General features: G+C 68.4%; 11 protein-coding genes and 6 pseudogenes. 13 read left to right on the top strand and 4 right to left on the bottom strand.

Going from position 1 to position 16,096, the window contains the following annotated elements; all coding sequences use genetic code 11:
• Window positions 1–327: 327 nt before the first annotated feature.
• The gene (locus ACWGI8_RS23045) at window positions 328–801 is read right to left on the bottom strand and encodes a winged helix-turn-helix transcriptional regulator (RefSeq protein ID WP_453663523.1); all 474 of its coding nucleotides are present in this window, start codon (window positions 799–801) and stop codon (window positions 328–330) included.
• 99 nt (window positions 802–900) lie between these two features.
• Between ACWGI8_RS23045 and ACWGI8_RS23040 the strand changes: the two genes are divergently transcribed.
• The 8 genes and pseudogenes from ACWGI8_RS23040 (at window position 901) to ACWGI8_RS23005 (ending at window position 7,718) form a co-directional block, all read left to right on the top strand.
• Window positions 901–1,404 (top strand): PaaI family thioesterase, encoded by a 504-nt coding sequence (locus ACWGI8_RS23040; RefSeq protein WP_453663521.1) that lies wholly within the window; start codon window positions 901–903, stop codon window positions 1,402–1,404.
• Window positions 1,405–1,692: 288 nt separating this feature from the next.
• A complete protein-coding gene (locus ACWGI8_RS23035; RefSeq protein WP_453663519.1) occupies window positions 1,693–2,352 on the top strand; it encodes an alpha/beta hydrolase in 660 nt (219 codons plus the stop codon).
• A gap of 127 nt (window positions 2,353–2,479) precedes the next feature.
• A pseudogene (locus tag ACWGI8_RS23030) lies at window positions 2,480–3,702 on the top strand (cytochrome P450).
• Window positions 3,703–3,895: 193 nt separating this feature from the next.
• Window positions 3,896–4,873 (top strand): RNA polymerase sigma factor, encoded by a 978-nt coding sequence (locus ACWGI8_RS23025; protein ID WP_453663517.1) that lies wholly within the window; start codon window positions 3,896–3,898, stop codon window positions 4,871–4,873.
• Between the two features lie 89 nt (window positions 4,874–4,962).
• The gene (locus ACWGI8_RS23020; protein WP_453663515.1) at window positions 4,963–5,715 is read left to right on the top strand and encodes an alpha/beta fold hydrolase; all 753 of its coding nucleotides are present in this window, start codon (window positions 4,963–4,965) and stop codon (window positions 5,713–5,715) included.
• An 85-nt stretch (window positions 5,716–5,800) separates the two neighbouring features.
• Window positions 5,801–6,490: an alpha/beta fold hydrolase gene (locus ACWGI8_RS23015; RefSeq protein ID WP_453663513.1), complete on the top strand. Its 690-nt coding sequence runs from the start codon at window positions 5,801–5,803 to the stop codon at window positions 6,488–6,490.
• Window positions 6,491–6,524: 34 nt separating this feature from the next.
• A pseudogene (locus tag ACWGI8_RS23010) lies at window positions 6,525–7,357 on the top strand (alpha/beta fold hydrolase).
• Window positions 7,358–7,463: 106 nt separating this feature from the next.
• Window positions 7,464–7,718, top strand: a complete 255-nt coding sequence (locus ACWGI8_RS23005) for a hypothetical protein (protein WP_453663512.1) — start codon at window positions 7,464–7,466, stop codon at window positions 7,716–7,718.
• Here the strand turns inward: ACWGI8_RS23005 and ACWGI8_RS23000 are convergent.
• The gene (locus ACWGI8_RS23000; RefSeq protein WP_453663511.1) at window positions 7,699–10,551 is read right to left on the bottom strand and encodes an ATP-binding protein; all 2,853 of its coding nucleotides are present in this window, start codon (window positions 10,549–10,551) and stop codon (window positions 7,699–7,701) included. The genes ACWGI8_RS23005 and ACWGI8_RS23000 overlap by 20 nt on opposite strands.
• Before the next feature lie 426 nt (window positions 10,552–10,977).
• Between ACWGI8_RS23000 and ACWGI8_RS22995 the strand changes: the two are divergent.
• Together ACWGI8_RS22995 and ACWGI8_RS22990 are read left to right on the top strand one after the other, a co-directional pair.
• Window positions 10,978–11,085 (top strand): annotated as a pseudogene (locus ACWGI8_RS22995) (IS5/IS1182 family transposase); the annotation flags it as partial.
• 416 nt (window positions 11,086–11,501) lie between these two features.
• On the top strand, window positions 11,502–13,088 hold the full coding sequence (locus tag ACWGI8_RS22990; RefSeq protein WP_453663509.1) for a lipase family protein: 1,587 nt from the start codon (window positions 11,502–11,504) through the stop codon (window positions 13,086–13,088).
• Window positions 13,089–13,244: 156 nt separating this feature from the next.
• On the opposite strand, the gene ACWGI8_RS22985 is transcribed toward ACWGI8_RS22990, so the two are convergent.
• Window positions 13,245–13,541 (bottom strand): hypothetical protein, encoded by a 297-nt coding sequence (locus ACWGI8_RS22985; protein WP_453663507.1) that lies wholly within the window; start codon window positions 13,539–13,541, stop codon window positions 13,245–13,247.
• Window positions 13,542–13,996: 455 nt separating this feature from the next.
• Between ACWGI8_RS22985 and ACWGI8_RS22980 the strand changes: the two are divergent.
• The 3 pseudogenes from ACWGI8_RS22980 to ACWGI8_RS22970 form a co-directional block, all read left to right on the top strand.
• Window positions 13,997–14,473, top strand: a pseudogene (locus tag ACWGI8_RS22980) (CAP domain-containing protein); the annotation flags it as partial.
• A gap of 170 nt (window positions 14,474–14,643) precedes the next feature.
• Window positions 14,644–14,906 (top strand): annotated as a pseudogene (locus ACWGI8_RS22975) (IS5/IS1182 family transposase); the annotation flags it as partial.
• Between the two features lie 134 nt (window positions 14,907–15,040).
• A pseudogene (locus ACWGI8_RS22970) lies at window positions 15,041–15,699 on the top strand (DNA alkylation repair protein).
• A 12-nt stretch (window positions 15,700–15,711) separates the two neighbouring features.
• Here the strand turns inward: ACWGI8_RS22970 and ACWGI8_RS22965 are convergent.
• Window positions 15,712–15,840: a hypothetical protein gene (locus ACWGI8_RS22965; protein WP_453663525.1), complete on the bottom strand. Its 129-nt coding sequence runs from the start codon at window positions 15,838–15,840 to the stop codon at window positions 15,712–15,714.
• Between the last annotated feature and the right edge of the window lie 256 nt (window positions 15,841–16,096).

The following is a 16,096-nucleotide window of genomic DNA, read 5'->3' as shown; positions in this document are numbered from 1 at the left end:
CGTCAGGGCGGCTGGCCGTCGAGGCAGGCAGCGGCAGCGATCGGCCGCGGCGGCCTTCCACGGCCCGTCGTTCCGTGAGCCGACACCCGACGAGGTCCGGACCGTGTCCCGGCAGGTCGGTGAGACACCTGCCGTGCTGGTCGCCTTCGTCGCCGATGAGGGCGGCACGGAACCTGCCACCGGCTTGATCGCCGCCGGGTCCCTGGTGTGTCCGGCCGGTTCAACGGCCGTCCCTGTCATGGGGTGGCCCTCGACCGCCCTCGCCGCCACACACCTTCCGCCGCTCGGCAGCCCCTGCTTCTGGGCCGCTGACTCTCAGCCCGGCTCTCAGCCAACAGCCGCGCGACGGGCAGAGTGGCGGACTGAGGCGGTGACGTCGCGCGACGTGAGGTCGTGGTGCCCTTCGCTGCAAGCAACTGTGAGGTGAATGGGGGCGCCGCAGTCAGCGTGATGCATGGTCACAGGAGGACCCTGTGGATCAGCGGCGTACATGTCGCCCCACTGCATCAGGGCGATCAGCACCGGCCACAGGTCCCAACCCTTCGGGGTAAGGACGTATTCGTTGCGTGTGCGACTGCCGGGCTCGCGATAGGGGGTGATGCGCAGGATTCCGGCCGCCACCAGCTTGCGGAGTCGGTCGGCGAGCACGGCCTCGGACAGGCCTACATGGCGGCGGAATTGGTCGAAGCGGCGAATCCCTTGGGCGGCATCGCGCACGATCAGCAGTGCCCACTTCTCCCCGACCAGGTCGAGCGTGCGCTGGACCGAGCAATTCTCGGTACTCAACTCGAGCCATTCCATGGCGTCCATCCTAGGGCTACCTGGCTTCGTGATTGACACCCAGATGAGGAAGAGTCTAGCTTCGAACATTGAAGTCAGCCAGTGTGGAAGGGTCGGGTCATGGGCAGGTCACGGACGTTCGAGTGGGAAGACCCCGCGGTTTCGGCCGCGGCCGTCGGTCAGAAGACGGGGCTGGACTTCCTGCGGGACCTGGTGGAGGGACGGCTGCCGGCACCGCCCGTCAGCGCCACCCTCGGTTTCACGCTGGACGAGGTCTCGTCCGGATACGCAGTGTTCTCTCTGGAGCCCGGTGAGGAGCACTACAACCCGATCGGCAGCGTGCACGGAGGGGTGTTCGCGACTCTGCTGGACTCGGCCGCGGGCTGCGCAGTCCAGTCCACCTTGGCCCTGGGCGAGGGCTACACCTCACTCGACCTGGCAGTGAAGTTCCTGCGACCGATAACCGCGGAAACCGGGACTGTCCGTGCTGTGGGCACCGTCATCAGCAGAGGCCGCCGTACAGCCCTCGCTCAGGCCGAGGTCCGAGACTCTGCGGACCGCCTGCTCGCCCATGCCACCAGCAGTTGCTTGATCTTCCCTGTGCAACGGACTGCTTCGGAATGAGTTCGGTGCGTCGGCCTGGCGGTTGAGTGTGGTGACGGCGGGTGACCAGAACCGACGAGACCAGCGCCCGCCGAGGGTGGCCGGCGGATGGGGCATCGACGGCCATGCCTGCACCAGTGACGAAACCGTCAGTCCCGTGCGCGTACTCCTCGGCAAGGGCTGAGGCCCCGCGCTACGGCTGTCCAGGGTGCGGCCGTGTCCGTGCGGCGGCTTCGTGCGAGCCCCGGATAAGCTCACTCGGCCCGTGTGCGCGAGCGGTTCGCCCAGTCGCGGAAAGGGGATGATGAGATGTCTGTGCATGTGATCGTGTTGCCAGGAGGCGGCTACGAGGTGCACGCCGAGCACGAGGCCGAGCCGATTGCCGGGTGGCTCGAGGGATTGGGCCTGGAGACGAGCGTATTCCGGTATCCGCTCAACGCACGGCATCCAGCGCCCCTCACGGCACTTCAAACCGAGATCCGGCGCCTGCGGGACAAGGGAGCCGACACGATCGGGGTCGTGGGCTTCTCGGCCGGTGGGCACCTCGCGGGCCTGGCGGCTCTCGCTCCCAACGCTGACGAGAGGACATCGGTTCAGTTCGCTGTTCTCGGCTACGCGATCACATCGATGGAGACCGAGACGTACCGCCCGTCGCAGCTCATTCTGCTGGGAGAGGACGCACCGCCGGAGTTGCGTCGTTCGACCTCGCTCGACGCGCTGGTCACCCCGTCGTCTCCTCCGTTCTTCCTCTGGCACACGGCGGAGGATCCGTACGTTCCGCCTGAGCACACCTATCGCCTCGCTTCGGCCCTTGCTGCCGACAATGTGCCCCACACGGTCCACGTCTTCCCTCACGGCCCCCACAGCCTGGGCCTTGCCCGTGGGGCTGGCGAGGTTGCGACATGGACACGCTTTGCCGAGTCATGGCTCGGTGAGCAGGCCGGTGCGCGGAAGCATCGCGGCGCTTGACGGCCCTCCAAATTCCGAAGGCGGGCAGGCCCGCTGCACTCACGGGTGGCGTCGGCCGCGGGCGAGGCATCAGTGCTACGGGAGTCATGACAGCGTTCGCGGCACGCCCGGAGCCTCAGGAGACACCATGACGCTCGGTTCCCTCTCCGCGCAGATCCTCGACTACGCCAATCGAGCCGATCCGTACCCCCTCTACGCGGAGCTGCGCAAGACACCGGTCAGGCGGGAGGACGACGGCACGTATCTGGTCAGCACGTACTACGAGGTGCGGAGTCTGGCCAACGACCCGAGGCTGAGCCAGGACCCGCGCAACCGCCCGCCCGGCTACACCCGCCTAGCGCGGCCGGAAGAGGACACCGGCCTGCCGCCGAGCTTCATCCTCACCGACCCGCCCGAACACGACCGGCTGCGCGCCACCGCGAACCGGCCGTTCGCCCCCCGCACAGCCCCAAGTTCCTCGATTCCCTGCGCGGAGAACTGGCCGCAGTCGTCGCCGAGCTGCTCGACGCCTTCGAAGGCAAGGACCAGGTCGACATCGTCGACGACTTCGCCTACCCCCTTCCCGTCACAGCGATCTGCAAGGTCCTCGGCGTGCCGCGCCAGGACGAACCGCGCTTCCACGGCTGGGCCGACGCCGTGGCGTCCAGCATCGATCCCCAGCACGGCGGCGCCGGCCAGGAGAAGACCCAGCAGGCACGCCAGGAGCTCGGCGCCTACCTGTCCGACCTGATCGACACCAAACGCCGCCACTCCGGCCCCGGGATCCTCAGCGCCCTCGCCCCCGAAACCGGCCCCGGCGGCAGCATGACACCGGCGGATCTGGTGGCCACCGCGATCCTGCTCCTGGTCGCCGGCCACGAGACCACCGTCAACCTGATCACCAACGCGACCCTCACCCTGCTGCGCCACCCCGACGTCCTCCAGCGGTTCCAGAACGATCCGGACCTGGCCGTCCCCCTCATCGAAGAAGTGCTGCGGTACGAGCCCCCGGTCCAGTTCGTCCCGATCAACGTCGCCCTGGCCGACATCGACCTCGCCGGCGTCACCATCCCCAAGGGCTCACCTGTCTGGCTCATGCTGGCCGCGGCCAACCGCGACCCCAAACGCTTCGAGAACCCCGACGGGTTCGATCCCGACCGCAAGGACAACGAGCACCTGGGCTTCTACACCGGCATCCACTACTGCTTCGGCGCCGCGCTCGCCCGGATCGAAGCGCAACTCGCTCTGCCCGAACTGTTCCGCCGGGTCAAGAACCTCCGGCTGCTCGAAGACCCGCCGCCGTACCGCGCCAACGCCGTGCTGCGCGGCCCTCGCCACCTTCCCGTGGCGATCGGGGGCCTCACAGCCTGAGCACGACGGGAGTGGGCGTCCCGAACAACCCTGGCTCCGGTGGGAGAGCCGCCTCTTACCGCCATTCGTCGATGGCCACGACCAGGTCGCGCGGCTCCTGGCCGCTCACAACGCCGGTCAGGGCAAGCCGTGACGCCGCCGCGCCGCCCGCAGTACGGTCACACGGACGACGCGAGACGGGAAGAGGAACCCCATGAGCCGGAACGCGGACGAAGCCGCACTCCTCGAGGACGCGGCGCTCACGCGTGCAGCACAGGCGGGCGACGTCACCGCGCTGGGTCTGCTGCTGGAACGGCACCGGGCAGGCATGCGCGCCGTGGCGCTGAACATTCTGGGACCGGGTCCCGACACCGACGACGTGCTCCAGGACGCGGCGGTGACCGCCCTCCGCCGCGTGGGCGACGTTCGTGACCCCACGGCCGTGGGCCCATGGCTTCGGATGATCGTGCGTAATACCGGCCGTTCCCTGCTGCGCGGCTCCGTACCCTCCCAGCCGCTCGACGATCTGCAGGTGCCCTCCCTGGACGCCGGTCCTGAGCGGTGGCTGGAGCAGCACGCGATGCGGGACTGGATCTGGGAGGCCGTGGAAGAGCTCTCCTCCGCACTGCGACTGCCCCTGGTACTACGTCACTTCAGCACCACCGTCACGTCCTACGAGCAGATAGCCGACGTCTGCGGAGTCCCGGTCGGGACGATCCGCAGCCGACTCAACCAGGGACGCGCCAAGCTGGCGACAGCCCTCGCCGACACGGTGGACGCCCCGCACGACGACGCTGCGCAACGCATCCGCGCCAGCCGCGTGGAAGCGTACGAGACACTGGCTGCCGCCGAGAACGGGCACTTCGGCAGACTGCTCACCGAGCGCTGGTCCCCCGAGGTCGCCCTGCTCAAGGGGAACGATCCGGTGGGCGGCCGGAGCCTGTTGGTGCGCTCGATGGACAGCGACGTCGAGGCGGGGGTACGGCAGCGCCTCATCCATGCCGTGGCTGGGCGGTCGCTCGCGATCTGGGAGATGGACATCCTCAACCCCGCCGACAACCCCGAACACTGCCCGCCCGAGGTGGCCTGGCTCATGAGCCTGGACGACGCCGGCCGCGTGCACCGGCTGCGCCTGTTCCACCCCAGGCCGCAGCGGGCCACCAGCCCGCTCCTGCCCATTCGACCCGTGTGATGCCCGTTACGCGTTCCGTATCGAACTTCGTGCTGTCTCCAGCGTCCTGCCGGTGTCGTTGACACCTACCGGACACGGAGACAGACCCCATGACCACCCCGTCGGCCGACCCCCTGGCCACCGGAACGCACTCCGTCGACATCGACGGGATCGTGCAGCGCTATCACGTCCACGGCACGGGACCGGTGTGCGTCGCGCATTCCGGCGGACCGGGCATCCTCTGGGACTACCTGCGCATGCCCGCTCTGGAGCGGCACCTGACGGTCGTCTACCCGGAGCCGATCGGCACCGGCGCCTTTGGCCGCCTGCCCTCCCACCCCCACGGCTACACCCGGCCTCGCTACAGCCGGTTCCTCGGGGCACTGATCGAGCACCTCGGCGTCCCCGAGGTGCACCTTCTGGGCCATTCACACGGCGGCTTCGTCGTCCAGTACCACGCCCTGCACTCGCCCGAACGCGTCGCCGGCGTAGTCCTCTACGACAGCGCGCCGGTGACCGGCCCCGAACACGCCGCCGAAGCCATGCGCCAGGTCCGGTCGTTCGCCGCGCGGCACGCCGGCCACCCCGAACTCCCCGAGGTCCTCGCCGCCTTCGAGGCCGTCCCCGGCATCTCCGACGACGCACAGATGACAGTCGTCGCGGTCGGCGTGCCGGCCCTCGTCGTCGTCGGCCGCCACGACGTCATCTGCGGAGTGCGCTGGGCCGAGGAACTGTACCGGCTGATCCCCGGATCGGAGCTGCTGATCCTGGAGAACAGCGGGCACTTCGGCCACATCGAGGAGCCGGAGGCGTTCTCCCAGGCGGTGACCCGTTTCGTGACGACCGTGAACCCGCCCCGATAACTAGGTCATTTGGTCGAAGCCGGAGCCGACGGTGCGACCTAGCTTGTAGCTGCCCGGAAGGTTCCGGCAAACGAGGAGCAACCACATGAGTTCCGTGAAGAACATCGTTCTCGTGCATGGAGGATTCGTCGACGGCTCCGGCTGGCAGCCGGTGCACCGTCTCCTCACCCGCGACGGCTTCAATGTCAGCGTCGTACAGAACCCGACCCACTCTCTCGACGGCGATGTGGCGGTCACCCGGCAGGTCCTCGATGCCCAGGACGGGCCAACGGTCCTCGTCGGCCACTCCTACGGAGGAGTTGTGATCACCGAAGCCGGTCGGCACGAGGGTGTGGCCGCGCTCGTCTACATCGCGGCCTTCGCGCCGGACAAGGACGAGTCGGTGAGCACTCTGATCGCCAACCCGGCCCCCGGCGCACCCGTGCCGCCGATCCTGCCACCCCAGGGCGGATTCCTCTTCCTGGACCGCGAGAAGTTCGCCGCGTCGTTCGCGGGCGATGTACCGCCCGAGGACGCGCAGTTCATGGCCGACTCGCAGGTTCCGTGGGGCGTGGACGCGCTCAACGGAACGGTCACGGAGCCCGCCTGGCGCGCCAAGCCGAGCTGGTACCTCGTCGCGGCCGACGACCGGATGATCCCGCCGCCGGCGCAGCGCGCGATGGCCGAGCGAGCCGGAGCCACCGTGAGCGAGACAGCCGGAAGCCACGCCGTCTACGTCTCCCAGCCGGAGGCCGTGGCGGAGCTGATCCGGCAGGCCGCTGCCCACCAGGCGTGACCCTCGACCACCAGGAGAGCAGAGAAACGACACCATGCACAAAAAGGTTGTACGCCGCGGAATAGTTGCCGCCGCTGCCGCGAGCGCCACCGCGGTCGCCCTTGTGGCGACTTCGGCTTCGGCGACGCCGGCGCCCTCCCGGACGGATACCGCCAAGCCGACGGTGGTCCTCGTGCACGGCGGCTTCGCCGACGCGTCCGCGAGCTGGAACGGCGTGATCAAGCAGCTCCAGAAGGACGGCTATCCGGTCGTCGCCCCCGCCAACCCGCTGCGGGGACTGCCGACCGATGCGCCCTACCTGGCGAGCCTCCTCAAGTCCATCAAGGGGCCGGTCATCCTGGCCGGACATTCCTAGGGCGGCGCGGTGATCACCAATGCCGCGGCCGGCAACCCCAACGTCAAGGCACTCGCGTCGCCGCCTTCGTGCCCGACGAGGGTGAGCAGCTCGGCGAGCTCATCAACAAGTATCCGGGGACCGAGATCCCCGACGCGGTCGAGGCCGTGGCCTTCCCGAACCCGGACGGCAGCACCGGCTCGGACCTCTACCTCAAGGCCGACAAGTTCCGCAGCGCGTTCGCCGCGGACCTTCCCGTCTCGGTCACCAACATCATGCAGGCGGCTCAGCGGCCGTTCAGCGCGTCGTCCTTCACCGACGTCACCAAGGCCGCGGCCTGGCGCACCATTCCCTCCTGGGGACTGGTCGCGACAGCGGACAAGGCCATTCCGCCGGCCCTGCAGCGTTACGAGTACCGGCGCGCTCATGCCCGCGGCACCGTCGAGGTCTCGGATGCCTCCCACTCCGTCATGATCAGCCACCCCGGCGCGGTCACCCGGCTCATCGAGAGAGCCGACCGCGGCACACGCTGATTCCCCCGCGGCAGCCCGCCTGCTCCCAGGCGGGCTGTCCGCTTCGGGGTGGCATCCCCTCGCCGCCTGGCTGGACGGAAAACTCGTCGGAGCAGAAACCCTGTTCGTGTGTGGTGAGACGGCGCAGATCTTCGCCGGCGCCGTGCTGCCCCATGCACGCAAGCGCGGTGGCCAGATCACCCTGCCGGCCGCCCGGACCCGAGTGGCCCAGGAGCTGGGGTGTCGTCTGCTCATCGCCGAGACGGACGCCGAGGCTCCCGGGACCCACAACTCGTCCCTGCGCAACATGCTCCGCCTCCGCTCCCAGGTCGCCTACGAACGCCGCAACTGGACCTGGCAGCTCACGGACGACGAGGGCTGAACGGTGGCCGGCGCAGGCCGGTCAGTGCGTCACGCAGTCCGCCCCGCGAGGTGACGCTCAACTTCCTGAAAACGCTGCGCAGGTGGGCGGCCACGGTCCGGGGAGACAGGAAGAGCTGGGCAGCGATCTGTTTGTTGGTCAGCCCTGTGGCGGCCAACTCCGCCACCTGCCGTTCCTGCGGAGTCAGCAGTGAGTGCGGGAATTCGCCGGGTGAGGCAGTCGTGAGGGGGATGCCGCTCGCCCGCAGCTCGTTCGCCGCGCGCGCACTCCACGGCACTGCTCCCAGGCGCTCGAACGTGCTGAGCGCCGCGTCCAGGTGCACGCGGGCCTCGACGCCTGCCTTGGCTCTGCGCAGTCGTTCGCCGTAGGCCAGGCAGATCCGGGCCCAGTCGAACGGCCATCGTCCGGCGTCGGGCGCGGCGACGGCCGCCTCGAACAGATCATGGTCGAGGAAGTCCGGGCCGGCCATGGCCTCAGCGGCATCGGTCAGCATGGCCAGCCGCGGCGAGATCGACGGGATGCCGGACTTTCTGACCGCCTCGACGTGCGCGGCCGCTTCACCGTGGCGCCCGGTACGAGCAGCGGCCTCGATGAAGTCCAGCACAAGCCACAGGGCGTGCGGCATGTGCGACGGCAGCTCGCCGGGCGTACCCACCGCTCCCAGCAGGCGATAGGCGGCGTCGAAGTCCGCGCTGCCGAGCGCAGACAGGGCCCGGATGTGGGAGGCGTAGACACGGAGCACTCCCAGCCCGCGGGGGTTCCCCCAGGAGACGAGGCGGTCCGCGATTCCTCGCGCGGTGCCGCTGTCGCCTCGCGCGGCGGCCAGCAGACCCCGCAGGAACTCTCCCGACCAGGCCAGCAGCCGGTAGTTGTACGTCGCGCACCACCCCAGACCCTCATCGGTGACCTCCAGGAGCTCGTCCCACTGCCCGCTCGCGTAGGCGTCGTTTCCCAGCAGGAAGAGACCCTGGATCGCCGACGTGATGGCACCGCCGTTCCGGCCGTCGTCGACGACTCGCCGCAACGAGCTGCGGCAGCCGGAGAGGCGGTCGACATAGGCGGCGGAGACGGCGGTCCGGATGATGCGGGTGGGGTCGGTCTCCCGATGGAGCCCGGCGATGAACTCGTCGAGACCGTTCAGTACGGTCGATGCCGCGTGGGCCGGGTCGCCGAAGGCGCCCCGCATCACCGGGAGCAGGGGATCGGAAGCACCCGGTCGACAGCGGGTCAGGGCGCTGTCGAAGGAGTGCCAGAGCTCCGGCCGTCCGCCGAAGAAGCACACCATGAGCAGGGTGCTCAGTGCTTCGCGGAGGATGTTGTCGTCTGCTCCTTCGGGCAGGTCATGGTTGTCGATGGCACCGACGAGAAGGCGGTGGGCCGTGTCCACATCGCCTTCGCCGTTGAGGAGGTGGCTGGCCGCAGCCGTGGCGGCCGCCAGGGAGTCGGTGCCGCCCGGGTGGGCGCGGCCGGCGACAGCCAGCAGCGCCTGTACGTTGCGGAGGTCGCCGGTGATGTTGGCACCGAGGCAGGCCGCCTCGGCCAGCCTGCGTCCCTTGGCCGTCCCCGTGCTGCTCAGCTCCGAGGCGCGCAGCAGTGTGGTGACGGCGCCGACGGCGTCACCACGACGAAGGGTGTTGTAGGCCACCTCGTGCAGGAGGGCGGCCACGTGGTCGTCGGGGCCCACGACCGCGTTGGCGAGGTGCCGGGCCCTGCGTTCGGATCTTTCCGGGTGCTGCCCGGCCAGCGCCAGATGTGCCCGGCGGCGTTCGGCGCTGGTCGACAGATCCATGACCGCGGAGCGAGTGAGAGGGTGCCGGAAGACCAGCCGGCCGGTGTTGGTGTCGACCCGTACGAGTCCGTCCGTCTCGGCCGGACACAGCCCGGCCAGGCCGTCGGGACCGCCCGTGGCCTGCCGAAGGATGTACAGATCGCCGGAGCCGTCCAGGACGGCGAGCAGGAGCAGTTTCCGGGTGGTGTCCGGGAGCGCGCCGACCCGAGTGGAGAAGATCCTCTTCAGCCGTTCGGTCAGTGGGAGCACGGACGGCAGTGTTCCGCGCTCCGTCTGCTGGGCCTCATTGAGCGTGGCGGGCAACTCCAGCAGCGCCAGGGGGTTGCCCCGGGCTTCCGCGACGACACGTCGGCGGACCCTGGCCGCCAGGGCGGGGAACCGCTCGGTCACCAGCTCGTTCGCCGTTTCGTCGTCGAGGGGGCGAACCTCGTGCACGGTTATCCCGGTGCTGCTCAGGAAGGACTCGTCGCCGGTCCGGGACGCCGCCAGCAGGGCGAGGGAGCCGGTGCTGATGTAGCGGGCCACGGTTCCCAGTACCGCAGCGCTGGGCCGGTCCAGCCACGCCACATCATCGATGACCAGAGCAAGGGGGCTGCTCTCGGTGGCGGCCCGGGACAGCAGGACGTGCACGGCGTTCGAGACGGCGAGCAGTTCGGTCGGCTGCGCTTCGGAAAGGCCTCGTACCGCTTGGAGCGTCTCCGCCTGCCGTGCGGGCAGGGCGGGAATCTCTTCGGCCAGCGGCTGCAGTACCTGGTTCAGCGCCGAGAAGCTGACACTCTCGTCGAACTGCGAGCCGACGACCCGCAGAACCCGGAATCCCTTCTCCGACGCGCGCTGCGCCGCAGCGGCAAGCAGAGCACTCTTGCCCACCCCGGCCTCTCCGGTCAGCATCAGCGCGGCACCCCGCGTGACAGCTGTGCCGAAGAGTCCCTCGATGATCGCCAGCTCTGCTGACCGCCCGAAGAGACGACCGGCCGAATTCACCTGGAACTCGCTGACATGGTGACGGCCGCCTCTGGGGCCGAGCGGTGCAGGCGATGCCATGAAGCCTCCCAAAGCGGTCGGACAGAATCAGCGACATGACGCGAGGAGCTCCGGAAAGTTCGAAAGAGGCGAAGTGGTGTGCATCACACCCAACAGCCTTGCCCGGACCCTGGGATTCCAAAATCGCTTCCGCCTGCCGAGGCGCGCCTGGCCGCAACTGCGCCCGGCCCGCGGCAGGCCCACCGGGCCCGCGTGCGGACCCGGAGGAGACACGGCTTCACCCGCGACCCACACGTCCGTGACCGCGCGAGAACCGGCCGCCCACAATCACAGCGGTACTGCTCGGCGCAGGGGTACTGCTCGGCGTTCCAGCGGTGCTCGGAGTTTCCGAGCTCGCGGTTGCCTCCGGTGCCGACGACCTGTCGTTCGCCGCGCCGTCCAAGCAGTGGCGTGGCATTGCCATGCGCACGGACAAACGGGTGGTGGGTGTTGCGGGCTGAGCCGGTGTGGGTGGAGACGTTCACGTGCCTGCGGATGGACCGGTTCGAGAGGGTGCTGAGGATGGTGCGGGAGCAGGGCCAGAACGGGCCGGGGATTCGGAAGATCGCCGCATCCGGCTGGGTCATCCGGCCGAGCGGCGCTCACCCGCTGGCTGCCCTTTCCTTCTCGGCTTCCGGTCAGCTCACTGATCGGGTCCACGAGGCGTACGGCGTGGACGGTCGAGGCATGCTCGACCATGACCTCGCGTCACGCGGCGACGAGCGGGAAACCGCGGCTGCTGCGGCGGTGCACTGTTTACGCGGCGCTGGGCCAGGAGCCTGAAAATCCGACGGCCCGCGAGCCCGTGACGTCCCGGTCGGGTGCAGCGCGAAGCAGGATGGGCGCGACCAACCCGGTCGCAGGGGTGGTGTCCACCTGCCGCAGCACGGTACGGGTGCCGAGGCATCCTGAGGCCGGAACACACCGGCCGCCGCGGCCCGCTCCGCTCCGCCTACACGCAAGGAGCACGTATGGCCACGTCGGCCCAGCCCGATCCGACCACCGCCCAGGTCACTATGACCCTCGCCGCGATCGCCGCCACGGCGGCGGTCCCGCGTCCGTCGGGTGAAACCCGGGAAGAGCAGGCCCTGCGCGCCAGGTCCGGTATCACTGCCCAGCTACAAGACCCCAGCCTCGCCACGGGCGGCACATGGCAGCTGAAGTGGCTGGCCCTCAGTCCGGACAACGCGAACCTCGCCTACATCGCCTGGAACTCCGACGGCTCGAACCAGATCGTCGTGTCCGTCCGCGGCACCGTCTCCAACCCGACGGACATGATGGAGGACCTCGACGTCGGCACGGTGGTGCCGTTCACGGCCGGCGGATCGACGGACATCGCCGTCTCGACCGGTGCCATGGCCGCGTTCACGCAAATCGCCACGGCGCGCGGTATCACAGGGGTGCCCGGCGAGCAGGAACAGGCCGACGGCTCCGGCCGGCCGGACGCCGTCATCCCGGTGAACGCAACGCTCAGGCAGGCACTTACCCTCCTCCTCGCGGTCGTGCCGTCCACGCCTCAGCCGACGGTCTACGTGACCGGCCACAGCCTGGGCGGCTGCATCGCCACTACGCTGGCCACGTACCTTCAGGCCCAGACCTGGACGCCGAACCCGCCGCAGTTCGCACTCCTCACCTTCGCCGCCCCGACCGCCGGCCTCCAGAGCTTCGCCGACTACGTCGACACCCGGCCTTGGATCCTGCACGAGCGCCACGTCAATGCGTACGACGTGGTCCCGCTGGCCTGGTCCGATCTGCTCGACGCCAGGAAGTGGTACCCGCAGGCCAAGGGCCCGGTGGCGAACGACACGGTGAAGCTCCTCCTGACGGAGATCGACCTGCTCAAGAAGGACAACACCTACGTCCAGCCCGATGCCGACAACCCCGTCCGGTGGAACCCGTCGTACGACTCGTACGACACGCTCTTCGTCAACAAGACCACCAGTGACTTCATGGCCCAGGTCGCGTTCCAGCACTCCAACTTCTCCTACCTGTACCTGCTGGGCGCGCCGCCGGTCGCTCCCGGCCCCAAGGTCACCGGCTTGAGTTCCACTGCCGGGAAGGGCGGCACGAAGGTCACCATCAACGGCACGGGATTCACCCCGGACAGCGTCGTCGACTTCGGCCCGATCCCGTGCACAGAGTTCGTCATCGACCCGTCCGGCGAGTGGATCAAGGCGATCGTGCCCGACGGAGTCGGCATCGTCGACGTCCGCGTCACCAACCGGCTCGGCACGTCGCCCGCCGTCCCGCTGGGGCGGTTCGCCTACGACGGGCCCGCGCCCGTTGTGGTCAGCGACGTCAACCCGAATCACGGGACGGCCTTCAAGAAGGTCACCATTACGGGCTCGGGCTTCGCCTCGGGCGCGGTCGTGCGGTTCAAGCACAACCTCGCACACGACGTCACCGTCGAGTCCCCGACCGTGATCACGGCGAAGGCGCCCTCACGGCTGCTCGACGAGTCGAACGCGGACGAACCGAAGACGGTGGACGTCACCGTTACGGTCGGCGTGGCCACTTCGCCCACCGGCCCGGTCGACGAATTCACGTACGACGACTGACCAACCCATCAGAGAGATATACGCAAAAGGGTGTAGCAGAAGGCTCGGTGCTGGGCATCTTCCCTGTACAGGTGGGGTGTTGCGAGCTGAGCCGGTGTGAGTGGAGACGTTCACGGGCCTGCGGATGGACCGGTTTGAGAAGCTGCTGAGGGTGCATCAGGAACAGGCGTTCATGTGCCGCTCCACGTCCACGCTGCGGCGCAGGTCGCCAGGTCTTGTGGCGACCTCGATGAGGCGATGGAAGCCCGCGCACGTCTGGCTGCCGTTGCGTTGCAGGTGTGCCTGCAGGTACTCCTCCTGAAGCGTCTTGAGGCCCGATGCCTTCAGCTTGTTCACCGCGCTGGGTTCGACGCCCAGCAGGGCGGCAGCCTCGGACTCGGGCTCCGCCTCGATCGCGGCGTGCCACAGGACGCCCCGGGTGCGTTCGGGCAGGCTGTGGAAGGCGTCGAGCATCGTGCCGTCCTGAGGACGCGCGCCGACGGGAATCGGCCGAACATAAAACCAGTCCGACTGCAACCGCAGTCGGCGAAATTCACCCGTGTGGAGTAATGGGGTGATCGTTGGGCGAGCCGAACTGCGCCGAACGGGGGACGGTGATCCCATCGTCCGGCGCGCCATGACTCGTGTTCGGCGAGCGGAGATCTCCGCGCCGAGTTCAGGCAAGTCCGGTCGACGCGAGGCGGGCCAAGCACGGCATCCGCGCCTTCGCCATCAATGACATCCGCATCGGCGGGGTATCCGATGAAACCGAAGTCTCTTGCAACAGCAGCTGCGATGATATCCGGCCTGATCATGATGGGCCCGGCACCGGCTGCCTTCGCGCAGGTTCGCGCCGCTCCGGCGCCTGTCGTCGATGAGAAAGCCCCACTTGCCCTTCATCCAACGTCCCGCCCGGCACGGGCTCGAAAATAGGCGCCGCCGATGCCGCTGATATCGTCCATGCCCACAACGAAGCACGCCGGGAGGCTGTCCAAAAGTACAACCCCCACCTTTCCATGGTTTCTGTGACATGGAACCCCAAGCTCGCCTGCGATGCACAGGCCTGGGCCAACGACCCTGCGTCCAGTAAGGGCGGTGCACTCCACCACAGCAGCCGTGCCACGAACGGCAACGAGGGAGAGAACCTCTTCAGTGCCTTCCCTGGCCCGGCACGTCCCATGATGGCGCTGGATCCCTCGGTGAGCTTCAGCTGGATGGCCGAAAAGCCCAAGTTCGACGCCGACAACAATGCCCCGATCAGCAGCAGTTCAGCCGCCGGAACCAATTTCCGTGCCTGGGGTCACTACTCGCAGATGGTGTGGATGTCCCCGGCATCGTCCACCACTTCAATCGGTTGTGGCGTGAAACAGGACGTGCCGGTGTCGAGCAGGACAGGGTGGATCCTGGTGTGCCGGTACATCGCCGCAGGCAACATCGACGGGCAGCGGGCCATCCCGCCCGGCGGCGGCCCGGTTCCACCGCCCAAGCCACCTTTCCCGCCTTGCGCGTCTGTGGCGATGGCGAAACAGACGGACAACCTGCTCACCGCCCTCGCGGTGGACAACGACGGCCGTCTTCGTGGCGGCAACTTCCGCCCGTCTTTGGACCCTGCTGGCAGACGGTCTACCGGTGTTTCGCCCGGTGGAGCCGGGACCGGGTCTGGGCCCGGCATTACTGCGTCATCCCGGATGAACTCGGTGCTCGCGGCGAGCTGGACTGGTCGCGACGCGCGATCGACTCCGTCAGCGTCAGCGTCGGCGCCGCAAAAGGGAGCCAGTGACGGGACCGAATCCGACCGATCGCGGCAAGCCGGGTTCGAGAATCCACCTGATCACCGACGATGACGCGGGATTTTGTTTCGGTGGCTGCCATCGAACCGGCGTGTACGACAGGAGGCCGACTTCCGTCATAGGCTGAATCTCGCACGTGATGGACTGGAGGCTGAGGTGGTCGAGACAACGCCGACCGGGACGATGGTGGCCGAGGTGATGGTCGAGCTGGCCGAGCTCGAGGACCCGAAGACACGCGAGGTGAACGAGAAACACGGTGACGATCACGGTGTGAACCTCAGCAAGCTGCGCGCGCTCGCGAAGCGGCTGAAGACGCAGCAGGAACTCGCGTGCCGGCTCTGGGAGACGGATGACACCGCGGCAAGACTTCTGGCGATCCTGATCTGCCGCCCGAAGGCGTTCGAGCGTGACGAGTTGGACGTCATGTTGCGCGAGGCGCGCACGCCCAAGGTGCACGACTGGCTCGTGAACTACGTGGTGAAGAAGAACCCGCACTCGGAAGAGCTGCGCCTGGCCTGGTCCGCCGATCCGGATCCAGTGGTCGCGAGCGCCGGCTGGGCGCTGACCACCGAACGCGTGAAGAAGAAGCCCGAGGGCCTCGACCTTGCAGGACTGCTCGACGTCATCGAGGCGGAGATGAAAGACGCCCCGGATCGCCTGCAGTGGGCGATGAACCACTGCCTGGCTCAGATCGGGATCGAGCATGCCGGGCACCGCGCCCGTGCAATCGACATTGTGAGCGCCTGGAGGTGCTCAAGGACTACCCGACTTCGCCGGGCTGCACGTCTCCGTTCGCGCCTACCTGGATCTCCGAGATGGTGCGCCGACAGCACGATAAGTAAGAGGGTTCGCGCTCACGCTCGTGCCGCTACTCCGCGCTGGCCGGCTCCGGCCGGGCGGCTGCTTTTGATCTGGCGATGGCTGACACGGCGGCTCTTGCCAGATCCACGGGTCACCGGGGCGCTTCCGGCGTAAGGCTTCAGGTCGCGGGCTGTTTCGAACCTGGTGCGGTCGTCACCAAAAAGAGCTCCACAGTTGCGGGGATTTGACCAGCGGCTGTCGACGTACCGCGAACTGTTGTGGCGTGGTGGTGGCGTTGTGTGGTGGGGTGTTAGTTGTTGCCGCCGGTTCCGCCGTTGCCGCCGGTGGTGCTGGTTTCGCAGCCGAGGCCGATGCAGGTGCCGCCGTTGCCGCCGGTTCCGCCGTCGCCTGCGGTGTCGGGGTTGAGGGGGTTGTTGC

The organism is Streptomyces sp. NPDC054841 (assembly GCF_053611045.1).
The sequence above is the reverse complement of the archived record's forward strand: the minus strand, read 5'-3'. Positions and strand labels throughout refer to the sequence as shown.